Genomic DNA, 15,901 nt, shown 5'->3' with positions numbered 1-15,901 from the left:
GCCACCCTCAAACGAGGCAATCAGACAGCAATAGGTGGGCGATACAGGGCGCCGGGCAGGGAAGAGGGAACGGAAACCGACAGATCCGGTGGCGTAAACGCCACGCCGATCCAGTCGAGCCGGTCGAGTGACTGGGCCGCGATAGCGACACCGGATGAACAGGCGCTGGCTGCGCAAGTCAGCTCGCACAGGGCATCCATTGAGGTGGCGTCGTTGTCCTCACAACAGGGCATGTCGCCATGGCCCGCCATGTCATCCATATCGTGATGGCCGTCCATCGACGGCATGCTCCGCATGTCATGGTGGCCGGTGTGATCCATTTCGCCCAGACAGGCCTGCCCCACCGACAGAGCCAGGCTCTGGGCGCAGAAGAACAGACACAAAGTAAGGACGGTGAGAAAACGCATGTGCTGATTCTATGAGCCCACCGGCCGGGGGGCAAGTGACTGGGGGGCCACACAAATACGCAAAGCGAGACCAGTCTCACAGGCCTGCTGACCAAATTGATTAATTTGTCACCAACCCTGTGGTAAACTGCGCAACCCCGATGCCCGCACAGGCCGGCACGGCGCCAACAAGTCTGAATAAATCTAACAATCAGTGAGCTGTCGATGTCCGCACTTGATGAAGAGCCGCTTCCCAGCGGTACCCTGACCCTGCAAACCCTGGCCATGCCAGCGGATACCAATCCGCAGGGCGACGTCTTTGCAGGCTGGTTGATGTCCCAGATGGACCTCGCCGGTGCCATCCTCGCCCAGAGCATTGCCCGCGGCCGGGTCACGACGGTAGCGACCGGCAGCATGGTGTTCCTGCGCCCGGTGCCCGTTGGTTCCACCGTCAGCTGCTATGCGGAACCCGTGGAAGTCGGTCGCTCTTCGATCAAAACACTGGTTGAAGTTTGGCTCACGCGTGTGGATACCGGTGAGCAGGTCAAAGTGACCGAAGGCGAGTTTGTATTTGTTGCCATCGACAATCAGGGGCGTACGCGGCCGATACCCTGAATCCCCATCAGCATAAAGAGAGTCCCGTCTGATCCGGGACTCTCTCCATGCTAGGGTGCATCGCACCTTTGACCATCTATTTCGATCGCTCCAGAGTAGCTGCTTAAGTCAGCGTCCACAAAACGATTAAGTGTGTATTTGCCGATCGTATGTTGTTCAGATACTTTCGCGCAGTGATGTTTTCGTCCACTCCGGTATTGCGCTATCCAGCAAAGGCGCTCGACTTTTACATCTCCCTCCGTCAGAAAATCAACGCCCCTTTCGTATCTTCGGCGACTTCCATCAAGGCCATTCAATACCGGATAGCCAGACCTCCCATATATCCCGGGTATTCCCGTACATGAAACATTCAGATGTTCTTTAAACCATCTGATGAATTCACTTTCTCGGTCTTGCCTTGGAGCCAGAACGGCAGAGAAAAGAAAGCCCTCATAGATAGCTTTTTCGTCAAAATCGCCTTCCGTTATCTCTAACGAACGAACTCTCTTTTCCCCATTCTTCTCAAAAAAATCTTGAATAGTTAGAGCGGCGTTAAAATAAGCTGAGGCCTTCACCTTATCAGAAGCACTCGACCTAATGACAGCTACTGAAGCCGCCAGTGCTTCACGGTGCTTCCCCGCCCGAAGCCCCACTAAGGATAAGTTGCTAAGGGCCTTAAGATTACTTTTGTTCAGCTGAATAGCGAGATTCAAATCTTGATAGGCCGACAGCACATCTCCTTTTGAATATGACATTTCCGCCTGACGATTCAGTCGTTTAGACATTTTTCTAGCGATCGTAATATCGTCCGGCAATTTAAGGGCTATTTTTAGTTGCGAGACGTCTGTATCACTCAGATTTTTGTTCTCTTCCAACCAGTCGATAGCGTATTTTTCATATCCCTCTGGTGAAACTGCATCCGTTCTTTTATATGGAGAAGAACCGGCTTCGAGAAGGACATCAATAACCTCCTTCGAAGCATATCGCGCTGCGTAGTGCAAAGCTGTATATCCTGAGGTCTTCAATTGATAATTGCATTTATCCCGGGGAATATATGTTTCAGCATGCACGCTAGCGCCTTTTTCTAATAAAAATCGCACAGACTGAGCATCATCATACTGAGCCGCATACATCAAAGGTGTCTTTCCAAACCCATTTTCCCTATCCGCTCTCAAGCCTTGTCCTAACAAGAACTTTGTTGCATGTGCATTGCCGACAGCAATCGTCAGCAAATTTTCGCCGAAATAGGATTTATTCATTTTCTCTTTGTATGAGTCAAAATCCACCTCAATTGCCTCGAGTGCACTCATACCTGCACCGCTAAGAATGGCCTCTCTTAGAGCTTCTTCACCGTGAACAAAGTCGTTATAGCCGGAGAATCGAAATGAGATGTCAAACACAAAATCCAGTGCTCGCAAAGCCAAATCTTCAGATTCTTGCTGAGACAGCTGATATTGCGTTTGATAAAACGTGGCAAGTTCGCTCAGAACAGTTTCACGTAGGTCAAATAGTCTATGGTACTGCGCATAGTTGTTTATCCCACGAAGGGACCATCGCTTGAATCCTTCGAGGTCATGTTTAATTTCACGATGGTAGTATCCTCCATGCTGCTCTTCCATAGCCCATGGTCTTGTAAGTAACAGAGGAAAATAATTATCGAATCTTGTGGCCCAACGAGCATCTGTCTGCATACTGCCACACATATGGCCACGCGCATTACCTGCCACCAGATGCCTGACGGACTGAAGTTCGCTAAGAGCAACCTTCAACCGCTCCGGAGCGCCATTTACTAAGTCAATGCTCTGTGGGTAAAACTCGATATTACAGGCTGTTGACCATTTCGCCGATTTCTCTAGTTTTTCTAAGCGTAAAAATCGTGGAGTCTCAGAAAGTCCAAAGTATTCTCCATTACCTGAACGAACGAGAATTGACTGTTGCTCCGCCCCCATCGTTCTCACGCCAGGTTGCTCATTGAAAGAGACACTCTTCGCTTCGAGGGAATAGGTTTCGCACGCCCCACCGCAACCGGGATTCGTTCTTGGGTTGATCGCTACAAGCTGGCCGTCTACTTCTAGCCCAGGTGAGTAGCTTATACCTGTCGGTTCAAGAATCCCCTTAAACCCTGCTTGACGATCAAAGTGATTTCTTCGTGTTTCGAACCGCGTTTCTTTAACTTTTTCCAAAAGCTCCGCACAGATATTGTGTTCACTGATCGTGAGAAGGGGATCCAAGGCAACTGCCGATTGGGAGATTAAGGAGAGGGAGAGAGCTCCATATGCAGAAACTGCAAGCCTTCTTAACAACATAAGGACATCCTAGATAGATAAGACCATTTCCAGTGGTTACTGCCCGAATAAACAAAATGTTTAAGCGTTATACTTAATTTCCGACGGCGCTGCTCAGCGCCAATGTGCCACATTGCTTCCCTCCGATTTCAATGGCCCTCGCATCATGCAATAAGTAGGCGTCTTCGAAACGGCTCAGTGTAATGCTGTCAAATTCATGTTGTTGCTTGGCTTTTGCACAGGTTCGTTTTAAACCATTGCGAGAATGACCTTCCCAGCAAATCTCCTCGACAGTCACTTTTTGCTCACTCAACACATCGAATCCGGGCTTGCCGGAATACCGTCTACCCACCAAAGCAGTACGCGGTCCTATATCAAGGCGCATATTAATTCCGGGAATGTTCGAGCAGGTGTAATTCCGCTGGTCTAGAAAAACTTCAACCAGCTTATTTGCTCGATCTTGCCGCGGGGCCAGTACCGCTGCGGAAAGGTAACCCTCATAGGCATCTTCTTTCCTGAAGCTACGATCGGTCATATCTAATCGAGAGATATTGCGCTCTTTCCCTTGCTGCAGATAGTCGTCTATCACAAGTGCTGCATTAAAATATGTCGCGGCCTTTGTTTTGTTCGGCAGGTCTGAGCGGATCACCTTGAGAGCTGCCTCCAGGGCCTTTCTGTGCTTGCCCACCCGAAGTCCGACAAGGGACATGTTTGCCAGGGCTTTTGCATTGTGCTCATCGAGCTGCAATGCCATATTCAGCTTTTGGTAGGCTTGCTGTACTCGACCTGCACGATAATCCGCTTCAGCTTCCAGATTGAGTCTTTTTGATAATTCGGTTTTCTCTGCATCATCCGGTAATTTCAGAACCGCATGCAGTTCAGCTAATTCTTCGGTACTTAACTTTGGATTATCCTCAAGCCAGTCCACGGGGAATTTTTCATAGCCCCCATATCTGGCGGCAACGGTTCTATGAAAGGGCGAAGCGCCCGCATCAATCAGATACTCAATAACTTCCTTTGACGCATACCGGGCAGCATAATGCAGCGGACTGTAGCCTGAAGTAGCGAGCGTATACTTACATGGCTCCCATGGAATAAAGGTTTCTGCATTCAAGTCCGCTCCGGCCTCTACCAGATGCTGAATAGATTCCAGATTATCGAACTGGGCGGCGTACATAAGCGCGGTTTTGCCAAAGCCATTTTCTTTGTGGATGTCGATACCGCGGTCTATCAAAAATTTAAGGGCTTGCGGACTGTCCACAGCAATGGTTGCCAGGCTTTCGTCGATGCCTCGACTTGTCGCAAGTTTTTGGTTGTAGGCTGGAAAATCAAAATCTATTAGCTCTAGTATTGTGGTATCTGCACCAGCAAGTATCGCTTCGCGTAGATTTACCTCGTTAGCCATCCATTTGTTGTAATCGTAGTAATCATGAAACCTGATCGAACTACCAAATACGATGGTGATCGACGCTTTTGCAAAATCTCTAGATTGTTCGGCCGTATATCCATATTCCGATTTGTAGAAACCCTCCAGATGCTCTTGTAAGGTTTTCAGCTTATCCTCGAGCATTTGATATCGGCTGAAATTTTCAATGCCCCGTACTGACCAGTTTTGAATACCAGTAAGGTCAGAGGCGAAGCCATCGCGGTAGGATTTCTCGTACCGCTGGTACTGTCTATGGAGCATCCAGGGCCGGGTTACTAACATTGGGAGCTGCTCATCAAAAGATCTGCTCCAGCGCTCTGCAGTCACCATCGTCCCACATTGGCCGGCACTACCGGCGATGGCGTGACGTAGCTCTTTGAATTCGGCGATCGCGTTTACCAGCCCGGGCGATAACCCTTCTATCTCTTCTACTGAATCGGGGAAAAACTGGACCCGGCATGTCTTTTCCCAGGAACCATCTTTGGTGAGCTTCTGTAACAGCAAAAACTTTTGATCTTCATCGAGACCGAAAAATTCACCGTCTGCTGATTGCACCAATATACTGCGCTGCACAGTACCCTGCGTCCGCCCTTTTTGTGTAGTCAGGGAGTACGTCTCACACGCCCCACCACAGCCTCCATTTACCCTGAGTGAAATCGGGATATCTGCCCCATCGACTTTGATCTTGCGGCTACTGTCGAAGCGCAGTTCGCCCACCTGTGCGGGCACTAATAAGTCCGCAAAGCCCTGCTCGCGATCAAAGTGATTTGTATTCGACACGAACCGGGCTTTCTTGACCCTGTCCAGAAGGCCCGCACAGATTGGATGCTCATTGACAGTGAGGCGCGGTTCAAGGCCAACCGTTGGCTGGGCGATTAAGGTGGAGGGGAGGAACCCAAGTACGGCAATAACGAAGGTTCTGGAGACCATGAAATGTATTTCGCGACAGCTATTTGGAAATAAAATCTATCATATGAGATACGAAAGGAAAAATATTGCGTCATATTCTGGAGGGGGAGGAAATAGCCTGACAAGTTCGCGATCAGCGACATTTGCGTCTTAACGGAAGGAGTTGTGGGGTGTACGTCATCGCACACCCCCCGTATGACCCGGTTACTCTTCGCCCAGTGCCCGCGCCTGGTAGTACGCCTCTTCACTGATCTGGTGATAGGGCGCGACCTGGGATTCGAACTCGCGGAAGGCCTCGTACACCTGCGCAAACTGCGGATCTTCCGCTGCGGTCTCTTCGAGGATCTCGCGGTTGATGGTTTTGAGGTGAGCGATCACTTCAGCCGGCAGGCGCTTGAGCTGTACCCCATGCTCCTCTACCAGCTCTTTCAGCGCGCGGTTATTGCGCGCCGTGTATTCGTCGAGCATATCCTGGTTGGCGTCGCGGGCGGCCGTGCGCACAATCGCCTGCAGGTCTTTGGGTAACTGTTCGAATGCTGTTTTGTTGATAATAAATTCAAGGATGGAACCGGGCTCGTGCCAACCCGGGTAATAGTAGTACTCGGCAATCTGGTGGAAGCCGAACGCGAGGTCATTGTAGGGACCAACCCATTCAGTCGCGTCGATGACGCCAGTCTGCAGGGCGGTATACAGCTCACCGCCGGGGATAGTGACCGCGGTACCGCCGGCGCGGGTCAGCACTTCGCCGCCCAGGCCGGGGATGCGCATCTTCAAACCCTTGAGGTCATCCACCGTATTGATGGGTTTGTTGAACCAGCCCGCCATCTGCACGCCAGTGGAACCGCCGGCCATTGGGATCAGGTTGAACGGTGCATAGAGTTCTTTCCACAGCTCCAGGCCGCCGCCATAGTGCAGCCAGCCATTCATTTCCTGGGCATTGAGGCCGAACGGGACCGCGGTGAAAAACTGGGCTGCGGGCAGCTTGCCCTTCCAGTAATAGGCGGCGCCGTGGCCCATTTGCGCAGCGCCCTCGGACACCGCACCGAAAACACCCAACGCCGGCACCAGTTCGCCCGCGCCATACACTTTGACCTTCAGGCGACCGTCAGACATGGCCTCGACATTTTTGGCAAAGCGCTCGGGGGCGCTGCCGAGACCGGGGAAGTTTTTCGGCCAGGTGGTAACCAGCTTCCACTCGAAGGTTTCCTTCTCGCCGCTTTGCACGAGATGCCGGGTGCCGGCGCCCTGCTGGGAGGTGGACACCACCAGCGCGCCAAAGGTGACCACCAGCAGTGCGAGCAGGGTCAGGATAACGGGAGGGTACCAATTTATGTTTTTCATCACGGCCATTCAGTTTTTGTTATTTTGGCGATGACCATAATTAGTGAGTGAATGGTCAGCCAGATTAGCCTCATGTTACTGGCGACGCGCTTCAGATTCCATGAGGAGCAAATCGTTCTGGAGCACGAGGCAATCCCAAAGCTCGGCGAAATATCCAGCTTCAAACGCATACACCACCCCAATGCCAAGTGCTATCCAGGCCGGCAGCAAGATGGTACTGCTCCAACTGATGGGCGCTTTTTCCAGGTAAGCAACGGAAGGCGAGAGGGGGTGGAAACGCGCCAGCACAATATCGCCGGGGCGATATTGCCGAACAAGCCGAGATTCAAACTTTAGATTGGGAAATAAATTGTACCCGCGCAAGACCGGTGTTTTCGATACGTATTCGCGTCCACCGATCTCGTACTTGAAGGCGATAATTGCCTCGACCGCGTTTTTGCCATCGATCAGCTGGTTAAGCAGTCGCGAGTGCGTAATCTCGGCCCGGACCGTAGGCCACCGGGAGAATGTCCGCGTAAAACGCCAGAAGACCAGCGTCTGCAGCAGTCCCAACGCGGCGAGCATCACCCAGATCACAATAAACGGCAGTTTTAACAACATCCCTGTCTATCGACTCCTGCTCCAGGGTTAAAGCGGCCGCAACTTCGCCATGGCCGCCACCAGCCACTTGCTGCCGGCATCATCAAAGTTGACCTGCACCCGCGTGCGCGGGCCGCTGCCCTCGAACTGCATCACGGTGCCTTCACCGAACTTCTGGTGTTCTACCCGACCACCCAGCGCCAGCGGCGGCAGGTCGTCATCGAATTCCGGAGCCGGATCGGAGAAGGCGCCGGGAGCGCTGCCGAGGCTGCCGTAGTTGGCATTGAACATGGGCCGGCTGATCTCGGTCTTGAGGCGCACCTCGTTAATCAGCTCCGGCGGGATCTCATTAATAAAGCGCGACGGGCTGTTGTAGGTCTCGTTGCCGAACAGGCGGCGGTTTTCCGCGTAGGTGATGTAGAGCTTCTGCATGGCGCGGGTGATGCCCACGTAACACAGGCGCCGCTCTTCCTCCATACGGCCGGGTTCCTGCGCCGACATCTTGTGGGGGAACAGGTTTTCCTCCACACCGGCCATAAACACCAGCGGGAACTCGAGTCCCTTGGCGGAGTGCAGCGTCATCAGCTGCACCGCATCCTCGAATTCATCGGCCTGGCCCTCACCGGCATCCAGCGCGGCGCTGTCGAGGAACTGATCCAGTAGCGGCAGCTCTTCTACTTCCTGGCCATCTTCACCCTCGGTCATATCGAGGCCGTCGAAGGCGCGACAGGCACTGACCAGTTCACGCAAGTTTTCCACGCGGGTCTGGCCCTTCTCGCCTTTTTCCTTGCCGTGGAATTCCAGCAGGCCACTGGTCTCGATTACGTCTTCGGCAATTGCATCCAGCTGTTTGTCTTCGGCGTTGGCGGCGAGCTGTTTCATCAGCTCGAGGAAGCCATTGAGTGCATTGCTGGCACGGGCCGCCATCACTTTTTGCGCAACCATCTGCTCGGCCGCCGCCCACAGGGAACTGCCGTGCTCGCGCGCATAGGCGCGCACCGCTTCGACGCTGCGCGCGCCGATGCCACGCGTGGGCGTATTCACTACCCGCTCGAAGGCGGTGTCATCCTGGGGGTTGCTGATCAGGCGCATGTAAGACAGCGCATTCTTGATCTCGAGGCGTTCGTAGAATCGCTGACCACCGTAGATGCGATAGGGTACCTGTTCGCGCAACAGTGCTTCTTCCAGCACCCGCGACTGGGCATTGGAGCGATACAGCAGGGCGACACTGTCACGGCGGTTGCCGTCTTTCACCCACTGCTCGATACGCTCGACAATAAAGCGCGCCTCATCCTGCTCGTTGTAGGCGGCGTAGAGGGAAATCGGTTCGCCTTCTTCACCGTCGGTCCACAGTTCCTTGCCGAGGCGATCGGCATTGTGCTCGATCACCGCATTCGCGGCCTTGAGGATGGTGCTGGTGGAACGGTAATTCTGTTCAAGGCGCACGGTCTGCACGTCGCGCAGGTCTTTGGCGAAGTGCTGGATATTCTCGATCTTGGCGCCGCGCCAGCCATAAATCGACTGGTCGTCATCCCCCACCGCGGTGATATTGCACTGCTCACCGGTGAGCAACCGCAGCCAGGCGTATTGGATGGTGTTGGTATCCTGGAATTCGTCCACCAGGATAAACGGGAACCGCTGGCGGTAGTGGGCCAGGATGGCTTCGTTGTTCAGCCACAGTTCGTGCGCCCGCAGCAGCAGCTCGCCGAAGTCGACCAGGCCGGCGCGCTGGCAGGCCTCCTCGTAGGCAAAGTAAATGCGCACCATGGTCTGCAACCAGGGATCGCCGCCGGGCTGGATGTACTGGGGGCGCAGGCCCTCGTCTTTCTGGGCGCCGATCCACCACTGGGTCTCCCGCGGCGGCCACTTGGACTCGTCCAGGCCCAGGTCATTCTGCACCCGCTTGATCAGGCGCAGCTGGTCATCGCTGTCGAGAATCTGGAAGTTCTGCGGCAGATTGGCTTCTTTGTAGTGCGCCTTGAGCAACCGATGCGCCAGACCGTGGAAAGTCCCCACCCACATGCCGAAGGTATTCACCCCGAGCAGCTCTTCGATACGCGCGCGCATCTCCTTGGCGGCCTTGTTGGTAAACGTCACCGCGAGAATGGAATAGGTCGAGGCGCCCTCGACCTGCATCAGCCAGGCGATGCGGTGTACCAGCACACGGGTCTTGCCGGAGCCGGCGCCTGCCAGTACCAGTTGGTTGCCGGGGGGCGCGGCGACAGCCTCGCGCTGCGCGTCATTAAGGGGGTCTAGAATTTGGGATACGTCCATGGGCGGCGATTGTACCAGAGCTGGCGGGTGAGACCTGTGTAAATAAACAGGTTTTTGACCGCAAGCACCTCTCGGCCGGGCAGTCTCCCGGCACCCCCGACCGGCGCAAACTCAGCGCTCATGCCGCCTCGGGGGATTTGAAGCTCGCCACGGCGTTGAGCAGCCGCTACACTGCACGCCAGCACGAAAGGAAGGAAGTCCCGTGAAACCGGCGGAAGTCACGCAGAAAATCAGTGAACAGTTGTCGTCCATGCGCAAATCCGAGCGCAAGGTGGCGGAATATATCCTCGCCAACCCCGACGAAATCATCCATATGCGCATCGTCGACCTGGCCACCGAGGCGCAGGTGAGCGAACCCACCGTGGTGCGATTCTGCCGTGCGGTCGGCTGTTCCGGTTTCCAGGAGTTCAAGCTCAACCTGGCCCAGCAGCTCGCTTCCAGCCCCAGTTTCGGCCAGATCGCGGTAACTGACACCGACACCATCTCCGAATTCAAGCGCAAGGTATTCGACTCCACCGTCGATACCCTGCTGAACGTGCGCGACAAGCTCGACGCGCGCGCACTGGAAGCCGCCGTGAGCGCCATTGCCGCCGCCAAGCGGGTGGAGTTCTTCGGTTTCGGTGCCTCCGGGGCCGTGGCCACAGACGCCCAGCACAAGTTCTTCCGCCTGCAGCTGGCGACCGCTGCGCACTCCGACCACCACATGCAGAACATGTCCGCCATGTCCATGTCACCCGGCGATGTGGTGGTGGCCATCTCACAGAGCGGCCGCACCAAGGCGTTGCTGCACTCCATGGAAATGGTGAAACAGCAGGGCGGCACGGTAATCGGCCTGGCACCGAGCGGCTCGCCAGTGGCGCAGCGCGCCACCATCCCGCTGGAAGTGGATGTCGAGGAAGACATCGAGATCTATACCCCGCTGTACTCACGCATCGCCCACCTGGTGGTCACCGATGTGATCGCGATTGGCGTTGCCCAGCGCAAGGGTCCGCAACTGCAGGATCACCTGCTCAAGCTGAAGCAGGGCCTGCATACCCTGCGCGAGGAAGACAGCTAAGCCGGGGTTTTCCGGGGGCTGACTCCCGGCCCCTGACGGTCACGGATTTCTCTGGTGACGCACGGGCTGCGCGGTTACCATGCCGCCGCCCTGCACACCCTAGAGATTTCCATGCCGCCGCTGCCCGCCGCCCTGAATATTTCCCATCGTTCGCTCGCCATCTGGCTGGCGACCCTGGTGGCGCTCACCCCGTTTTCCCTGGATACCTACCTGCCGGCCATCCCGGCGATGGCCGACAGCCTCGGGGCGAGTATCGATCGCGTGCAGCAGTCGGTATCTAGCTACCTGCTCGGTTTTGCCCTGGGCCAGCTGGTGGGCGGGCCGCTGTCGGATCGCTGGGGACGGATTACCGTCGCGTCCATTGGTCTGTCCATCTATCTGGCCACGACCCTGACAATCGTGTTTGTGCCCAATGTGGAAATGCTGATCGGCCTGCGCCTGCTGCAGGCCTTCGGTGGTGGTTTTGCCACAGTGATCTGCGCGGCCATTGTGCGCGACCTGTACAGTGGGCGTGACGCTGCCAAGGCGATCTCAATTATCAGCACCATTATGCTGGTGGCGCCGCTGGTGGCCCCGGTCATTGGCTCGATCCTGCTCGGCCTGACCGGCTGGCGTGGGATCTTTGTGTTCCTTATTGGCTATGGCCTGGCCATGCTGTTCCTGGTGCGCCGTCGCCTGCCCGAGACCGTCTCGCGCTTCCGGCGCGCCCGGCGCAGCCTGCAGCCCAAGCGGACACTGATCAGTAATTATCTTGAGGTGCTGAGCAATCGGCGCGCACTGGGCTTCCTTGGCGCACAGGCGATGGTGAGCGGTTCGATGTTTATCTACATCACCACCGCACCCTTCGTATTTATGGATTACTTCGGTGTATCGGCGGGCAACTTCCCGCTGCTATTCGGCGCCTGTGTGCTCGCCGTATTTGTGATGGTGCAGTTGAACATCCGCCTGCTGAAGGTGTTCGAGCCGCGCAATATCCTGCTGGTGGGGATCGGGCTGCAGGTGATGGGCAATGGCATGCTGGTACTGGGTACCCTGACCGGGACCAAAGAGCTCGCCCTATGGATAACCCCGCTCATCCTGAGCATGGGCTGCATCGGTATTACCGGCCCCAATGCCGCGGCCTGCTATCTGGAATTTTTCCCGCGCATCAGTGGTAGTGCCAATGCCCTCTATGGTGCCACCCTGTTTATCTCCGGCGGCGTGCTCGGCGGGCTGGTCACCTCGCTGCATACCGGTACGCTGACGCCCATTGCGATGACGATGTTTGCCTGCGCCTGCACCGCGCTGCTGCTGGCGATATTTGTCGCACGAGCACGGCTGCCGATTCCGCCCCAGGGAAAAACTCCCCCGAAGCGTTTTGTTGCCGGCTGACGCGTCAGAACCGGTTAGCCTTCCTTGATCAGCCCTTCTGCCAGCATCGCCGCGCGTACCGCCGGACGGCTGGCAACACGCTGCTGGTAGGCCTCCAGATTCGGCCACTCGCTGGTATCAATCTTGACCATGCCCAGCCAGTTGATCACGGTGAACAGATACGCATCGGCCACCGAAAACTGATCGCCGAACAGATAGGCTTCAGTGAGCACGCTATCGACATAGGAAAAACGCTGCCGCAGTAATTTGCGCGCGAGTTCCTGCGAATCTTCCGGCCCCTGCCAGAACAGCGGCACAAACGCTTTGTGCAATTCGGTGGAGATATAGTTCAGCCATTCCTGTACGTGGTAGCGGGCCATTTCACCGTTGGGGGGCGCCAGCCCGGATTCCGGTTTCAGGTCGGCCAGATACTGCACGATCGCCGGACCTTCGGTGAGCTTGTCCCCGGAATCAGTCACCAGCAACGGCACATAACCTTTCGGGTTGATCGCGCGGTAGTCCTCGCCATCGACAAGTTTCTTGCGAATATCCACCCGCTGAATTTCCAGGTCGATGCCGGCTTCACGGGCAACGATATGCGGCGAAAGGGAACAGGCGCCAGGGGAGTAATAAAGCTTCATCGCGTAGTCTCCATCAATCAATTCGCGTGCTTAGGCTAGGCCCAGTATAAAAACTGCATCTCAGGCGTCGCTGACCAAAGGTGTGTTATGCACCGATAATTTTTACCAACACACGCTTGCGCCGGCGCCCGTCAAATTCGCCGTAAAAAATTTGCTCCCAGGGGCCAAAGTCCAGTTGGCCATCGGTCACCGCAACCACCACCTCGCGCCCGAACAGCTGGCGTTTGATATGCGAGTCGGCGTTATCTTCACCGGTATCGTTATGCCGGTAGCGCTCGATGGGGCCGTAGGGCACTAATTCGTCGAGGAAGTGGCGAAAGTCCTGGTGCAGCCCGGATTCGTCGTCGTTGATAAATACCGATGCGGAAATGTGCATGGCGTTCACCAGGCACAAGCCTTCGCGGATACCACTCGCGCGGAGCTCCACCTCCACGTCCGGCGTAATGTTGATAAATTCGGTGCGCTCGCGGGTATCGAACCAGAGTTCCTTGCGATGCGATTTCAAATCAGGCCTCCCCAAAACTGTTCAGGCCGCCAAATGCGGCGGCCACAAAAGTATCGAGGGGTCAGGTTACCCGCGGTTATGGGGTGCTGAATAGTCGAGATCCGGGCCCAGCGGCACAATACCGGTCGGGTTGATGGTGGCGTGACTGGCATAGTAGTGGGTTTTGATATGGTGGAAATCCACCGTCTCCGCCACACCGGGCCACTGGTAAAGCTCGCGCACGAAGCCCCACAGATTGGGGAAATCCGCTAGGCGTTGGCGGTTGCACTTGAAGTGCCCGTGGTACACCGGGTCGAAGCGCACCAGGGTGGTAAACAGACGCCAGTCGGCCTCGGTAATCTGGTCTCCACACAGGTAGCGGTTTTCTGACAGACGTTGTTCCAGATGATCGAGTGTCGCAAATAACTCCGTGTAAGCCACATCGTAGGCTTCCTGCGTCGTAGCGAAGCCGGCGCGGTATACGCCGTTGTTGACGGTGTCATACACAACGCTGTTGATTTCATCGATCTCACTGCGCAGCGCTTCGGGATAATAATCGTCGGTATTGCCCGTCAGCCCGTTAAACGCGCTGTTAAACATGCGGATAATTTCCGAGGATTCGTTGCTGACAATGCGCTCCTGCCGCCGGTCCCATAGCACCGGCACGGTGACGCGCCCGGTGTAATCCTTTTTGTTGCGGGTATACACCTGATACAGGAATTCGGAGCCAAACAGCGGATCACCGGTACTGCCCTCGTCCTGGGCGAAGGTCCAGCCATGCTCATACATGTAAGGGCTGACTACCGAAACCGTAATGTAATCTTCAAGCCCCTTGAGCGCGCGAAAAATCAGCGTCCGGTGTGCCCACGGGCACGCCAGCGAAACATACAGGTGATAGCGGTCGGGCTCCGCGGCAAAGCCGCCCTCGCCAGAGGGGCCGGGGCTGCCATCCGCCGTTATCCAGCTGCGCAGCTGCGCATCCTCACGCACAAACTTGCCACCACTCTTTTTCGTGTCGTACCAGCGGTCCTGCCACTGGCCATTTACCAGTAATCCCATGGGTTCCCCCGCGAATGCGTTACAGATAGCGCCGCCGCAAATCGACGGCGCTCAATAAGAAAAGTAATCGGTGTATCAGCTGCGTCGACTGGCGAGCAGGTGATCGAGACTGATACGTCCGGCGCCTGCACAGGCGAGCACAAAGAAGCCACCCGCAATGGCGAGGTTTTTCGCGAACATGATCTGCTGCATCTGGTCACCCGGCACGTTGTGGAATAACCACGCGGAAAGCAGGCAGAACACCGCCAGCGCCAGCGACGCCCAGCGCGTCAGCAGGCCAGTGAGGATCGCGAGACCACCACCCAGCTCGACAATAATCACCAGCGGCAGCAGGATCCCGGGCACACCGGCGGATTCCATATAGGCCTGGGTACCGGCATAGCCGCCGATTTTGCTCCAGCCGGCGGAGATGAAAATCATCGACAGTAGGATGCGACCGAGCAATTTGCCCAGATCACAGAACATTGGGTTGTTCATAGGAAGGCTCCTTGGTCTTGTGTTTCACAACACCCCGGAGTTTAGTGCGCGCCGCGTCGAATAAAATCGCAAATTATCGCGGCTTATAATCGTTTTTTTAGAAACTCAGGCGTTTCAGATCATTCGGGTATGTTCAGACCGTTGCGCAACGCGTCGATGAGGAAGCTGGCAGCGGGGCCAACCCCATCGCGGTCGGCATAGATCAAATAGACCACCACCTCGCGTCCGAACAGCTCGTCGGTCTGCAGCGGCAACAGGCGATCGGCACACAGGGACTCCCGCAGGCGGGTTTCCGGCAGCCAGGCAAACCCCAGCCCGCGCTCGATCAAATCGATCGACGTTTGCACATTGGTGACAGTGATGCGCTGGTCGGAACCGAGCCAGCCGGAATCCTTGCGGTTTTTGCTGGCGCTATCACGCAGCACTATCTGCCGGTGCGCCTTCAGGTCCTTGCGCTCCACCGGCCGGCCGAGCTGGTGCAGGGGATGATCCGGGTGCGCCACGGGGATAAAACTCACCTTGGCGACCGGCTCACCGACAAAGCCCTGGGGGACTCGCGCTGACAGGATAAAGTCCGCTTCCTGCTGCAACAGCAATTCCTCCGCGCCGGAGAGCACTGTCTCCCGCACCTCGAGCCGGGTATGCGGAAACGCCGCACTGAACTGGTCGATGGCATTGAACAGGCATTCGTAGTCAAAAATGACGTCCACGGCGAGAGACACCGAGGCCTCCTCACCGCTGGCGAGACTGTTGGCCACCGATTCAATCGCGTCGGCCTCATGCAACAAGCCACCGGCGCGCGCCAACAGGATGCGACCTGCGTCGGTCAGCTCGGCCTTGCGCCCGCGCACCTCGAGCAACGGGATACCCAGGCTCTCCTGCATCTTGTGCACGGCATGGTTAATGGACGACTGGCTCTTGTGTACCGCCTTGGCGGCCTGCGCGAATCCACCGTGCTCCACCACCGACTGGAACATGCGCCACTGCTCAAGCGTCACCTTCGCCATCACTCTCTCCCTGTCTTTCCCTGTGCCATGCG

General features: G+C 56.2%; 14 protein-coding genes. 3 read left to right on the top strand and 11 right to left on the bottom strand.

What is annotated here, in order from left to right:
* Nucleotides 1-20 precede the first annotated feature (20 nt).
* On the bottom strand, nucleotides 21-407 hold the full coding sequence (locus tag ACXAD0_RS02870; RefSeq protein WP_475086836.1) for a hypothetical protein: 387 nt from the start codon (nucleotides 405-407) through the stop codon (nucleotides 21-23).
* Between the two features lie 204 nt (nucleotides 408-611).
* Between ACXAD0_RS02870 and ACXAD0_RS02865 the strand changes: the two genes are divergently transcribed.
* Nucleotides 612-1,001, top strand: coding sequence for an acyl-CoA thioesterase (locus ACXAD0_RS02865; protein WP_475086835.1), 390 nt, complete (start codon nucleotides 612-614; stop codon nucleotides 999-1,001).
* Between the two features lie 50 nt (nucleotides 1,002-1,051).
* Here the strand turns inward: ACXAD0_RS02865 and ACXAD0_RS02860 are convergent, their stop codons facing one another.
* The 5 genes from ACXAD0_RS02860 to uvrD all read right to left on the bottom strand — a co-directional run bounded on the left by ACXAD0_RS02860 (nucleotide 1,052) and on the right by uvrD (nucleotide 9,794).
* Complete coding sequence (locus tag ACXAD0_RS02860; protein ID WP_475086834.1) at nucleotides 1,052-3,286, bottom strand: ankyrin repeat domain-containing protein; 2,235 nt, start codon at nucleotides 3,284-3,286, stop codon at nucleotides 1,052-1,054.
* 73 nt (nucleotides 3,287-3,359) lie between these two features.
* Nucleotides 3,360-5,621, bottom strand: coding sequence for an ankyrin repeat domain-containing protein (locus ACXAD0_RS02855; RefSeq protein WP_475086833.1), 2,262 nt, complete (start codon nucleotides 5,619-5,621; stop codon nucleotides 3,360-3,362).
* Between the two features lie 183 nt (nucleotides 5,622-5,804).
* On the bottom strand, nucleotides 5,805-6,941 hold the full coding sequence (locus ACXAD0_RS02850) for a TRAP transporter substrate-binding protein (protein ID WP_475086832.1): 1,137 nt from the start codon (nucleotides 6,939-6,941) through the stop codon (nucleotides 5,805-5,807).
* Between the two features lie 75 nt (nucleotides 6,942-7,016).
* A complete protein-coding gene (locus tag ACXAD0_RS02845) occupies nucleotides 7,017-7,538 on the bottom strand; it encodes a DUF3592 domain-containing protein (RefSeq protein WP_475086831.1) in 522 nt (173 codons plus the stop codon).
* 30 nt (nucleotides 7,539-7,568) lie between these two features.
* Nucleotides 7,569-9,794: a DNA helicase II gene (uvrD, locus tag ACXAD0_RS02840; RefSeq protein ID WP_475086830.1), complete on the bottom strand. Its 2,226-nt coding sequence runs from the start codon at nucleotides 9,792-9,794 to the stop codon at nucleotides 7,569-7,571.
* Between the two features lie 202 nt (nucleotides 9,795-9,996).
* On the opposite strand from uvrD, the gene hexR reads away from it, so the two are divergent.
* Nucleotides 9,997-10,851, top strand: coding sequence for a transcriptional regulator HexR (gene hexR, locus ACXAD0_RS02835; RefSeq protein WP_475086829.1), 855 nt, complete (start codon nucleotides 9,997-9,999; stop codon nucleotides 10,849-10,851).
* Between the two features lie 54 nt (nucleotides 10,852-10,905).
* Nucleotides 10,906-12,222 (top strand): multidrug effflux MFS transporter, encoded by a 1,317-nt coding sequence (locus ACXAD0_RS02830; protein ID WP_475086828.1) that lies wholly within the window; start codon nucleotides 10,906-10,908, stop codon nucleotides 12,220-12,222.
* Nucleotides 12,223-12,236: 14 nt separating this feature from the next.
* On the opposite strand, the gene gstA is transcribed toward ACXAD0_RS02830, so the two are convergent.
* The 5 genes from gstA to ACXAD0_RS02805 all read right to left on the bottom strand — a co-directional run bounded on the left by gstA (nucleotide 12,237) and on the right by ACXAD0_RS02805 (nucleotide 15,869).
* Nucleotides 12,237-12,842, bottom strand: a complete 606-nt coding sequence (gstA, locus tag ACXAD0_RS02825) for a glutathione transferase GstA (RefSeq protein WP_475086827.1) — start codon at nucleotides 12,840-12,842, stop codon at nucleotides 12,237-12,239.
* A gap of 85 nt (nucleotides 12,843-12,927) precedes the next feature.
* On the bottom strand, nucleotides 12,928-13,347 hold the full coding sequence (locus ACXAD0_RS02820; protein ID WP_475086826.1) for a secondary thiamine-phosphate synthase enzyme YjbQ: 420 nt from the start codon (nucleotides 13,345-13,347) through the stop codon (nucleotides 12,928-12,930).
* A gap of 66 nt (nucleotides 13,348-13,413) precedes the next feature.
* Nucleotides 13,414-14,385 (bottom strand): glutathione S-transferase family protein, encoded by a 972-nt coding sequence (locus ACXAD0_RS02815; protein ID WP_475086825.1) that lies wholly within the window; start codon nucleotides 14,383-14,385, stop codon nucleotides 13,414-13,416.
* 75 nt (nucleotides 14,386-14,460) lie between these two features.
* A complete protein-coding gene (locus tag ACXAD0_RS02810; protein WP_475086824.1) occupies nucleotides 14,461-14,862 on the bottom strand; it encodes a DoxX family protein in 402 nt (133 codons plus the stop codon).
* A gap of 119 nt (nucleotides 14,863-14,981) precedes the next feature.
* Complete coding sequence (locus ACXAD0_RS02805) at nucleotides 14,982-15,869, bottom strand: LysR family transcriptional regulator (RefSeq protein ID WP_475086823.1); 888 nt, start codon at nucleotides 15,867-15,869, stop codon at nucleotides 14,982-14,984.
* Nucleotides 15,870-15,901 lie beyond the last annotated feature (32 nt).

The organism is Microbulbifer sp. ABF4_148 (assembly GCF_056158985.1).
The sequence above is the reverse complement of the archived record's forward strand: the minus strand, read 5'-3'. Positions and strand labels throughout refer to the sequence as shown.

Bases quoted from the DNA above. Each gene is read 5' to 3' on its own strand.
- ACXAD0_RS02870 (WP_475086836.1), bottom strand. From the start codon at position 407: ATGCGTTTTCTCACCGTCCTTACTTTGTGTCTGTTCTTCTGCGCCCAG.
- ACXAD0_RS02865 (WP_475086835.1), top strand. From the start codon at position 612: ATGTCCGCACTTGATGAAGAGCCGCTTCCCAGCGGTACCCTGACCCTG.
- ACXAD0_RS02860 (WP_475086834.1), bottom strand. From the start codon at position 3,286: ATGTTGTTAAGAAGGCTTGCAGTTTCTGCATATGGAGCTCTCTCCCTC.
- ACXAD0_RS02855 (WP_475086833.1), bottom strand. From the start codon at position 5,621: ATGGTCTCCAGAACCTTCGTTATTGCCGTACTTGGGTTCCTCCCCTCC.
- ACXAD0_RS02850 (WP_475086832.1), bottom strand. From the start codon at position 6,941: ATGAAAAACATAAATTGGTACCCTCCCGTTATCCTGACCCTGCTCGCA.
- uvrD (WP_475086830.1), bottom strand. From the start codon at position 9,794: ATGGACGTATCCCAAATTCTAGACCCCCTTAATGACGCGCAGCGCGAG.
- gstA (WP_475086827.1), bottom strand. From the start codon at position 12,842: ATGAAGCTTTATTACTCCCCTGGCGCCTGTTCCCTTTCGCCGCATATC.
- ACXAD0_RS02815 (WP_475086825.1), bottom strand. From the start codon at position 14,385: ATGGGATTACTGGTAAATGGCCAGTGGCAGGACCGCTGGTACGACACG.
- ACXAD0_RS02810 (WP_475086824.1), bottom strand. From the start codon at position 14,862: ATGAACAACCCAATGTTCTGTGATCTGGGCAAATTGCTCGGTCGCATC.
- ACXAD0_RS02805 (WP_475086823.1), bottom strand. From the start codon at position 15,869: ATGGCGAAGGTGACGCTTGAGCAGTGGCGCATGTTCCAGTCGGTGGTG.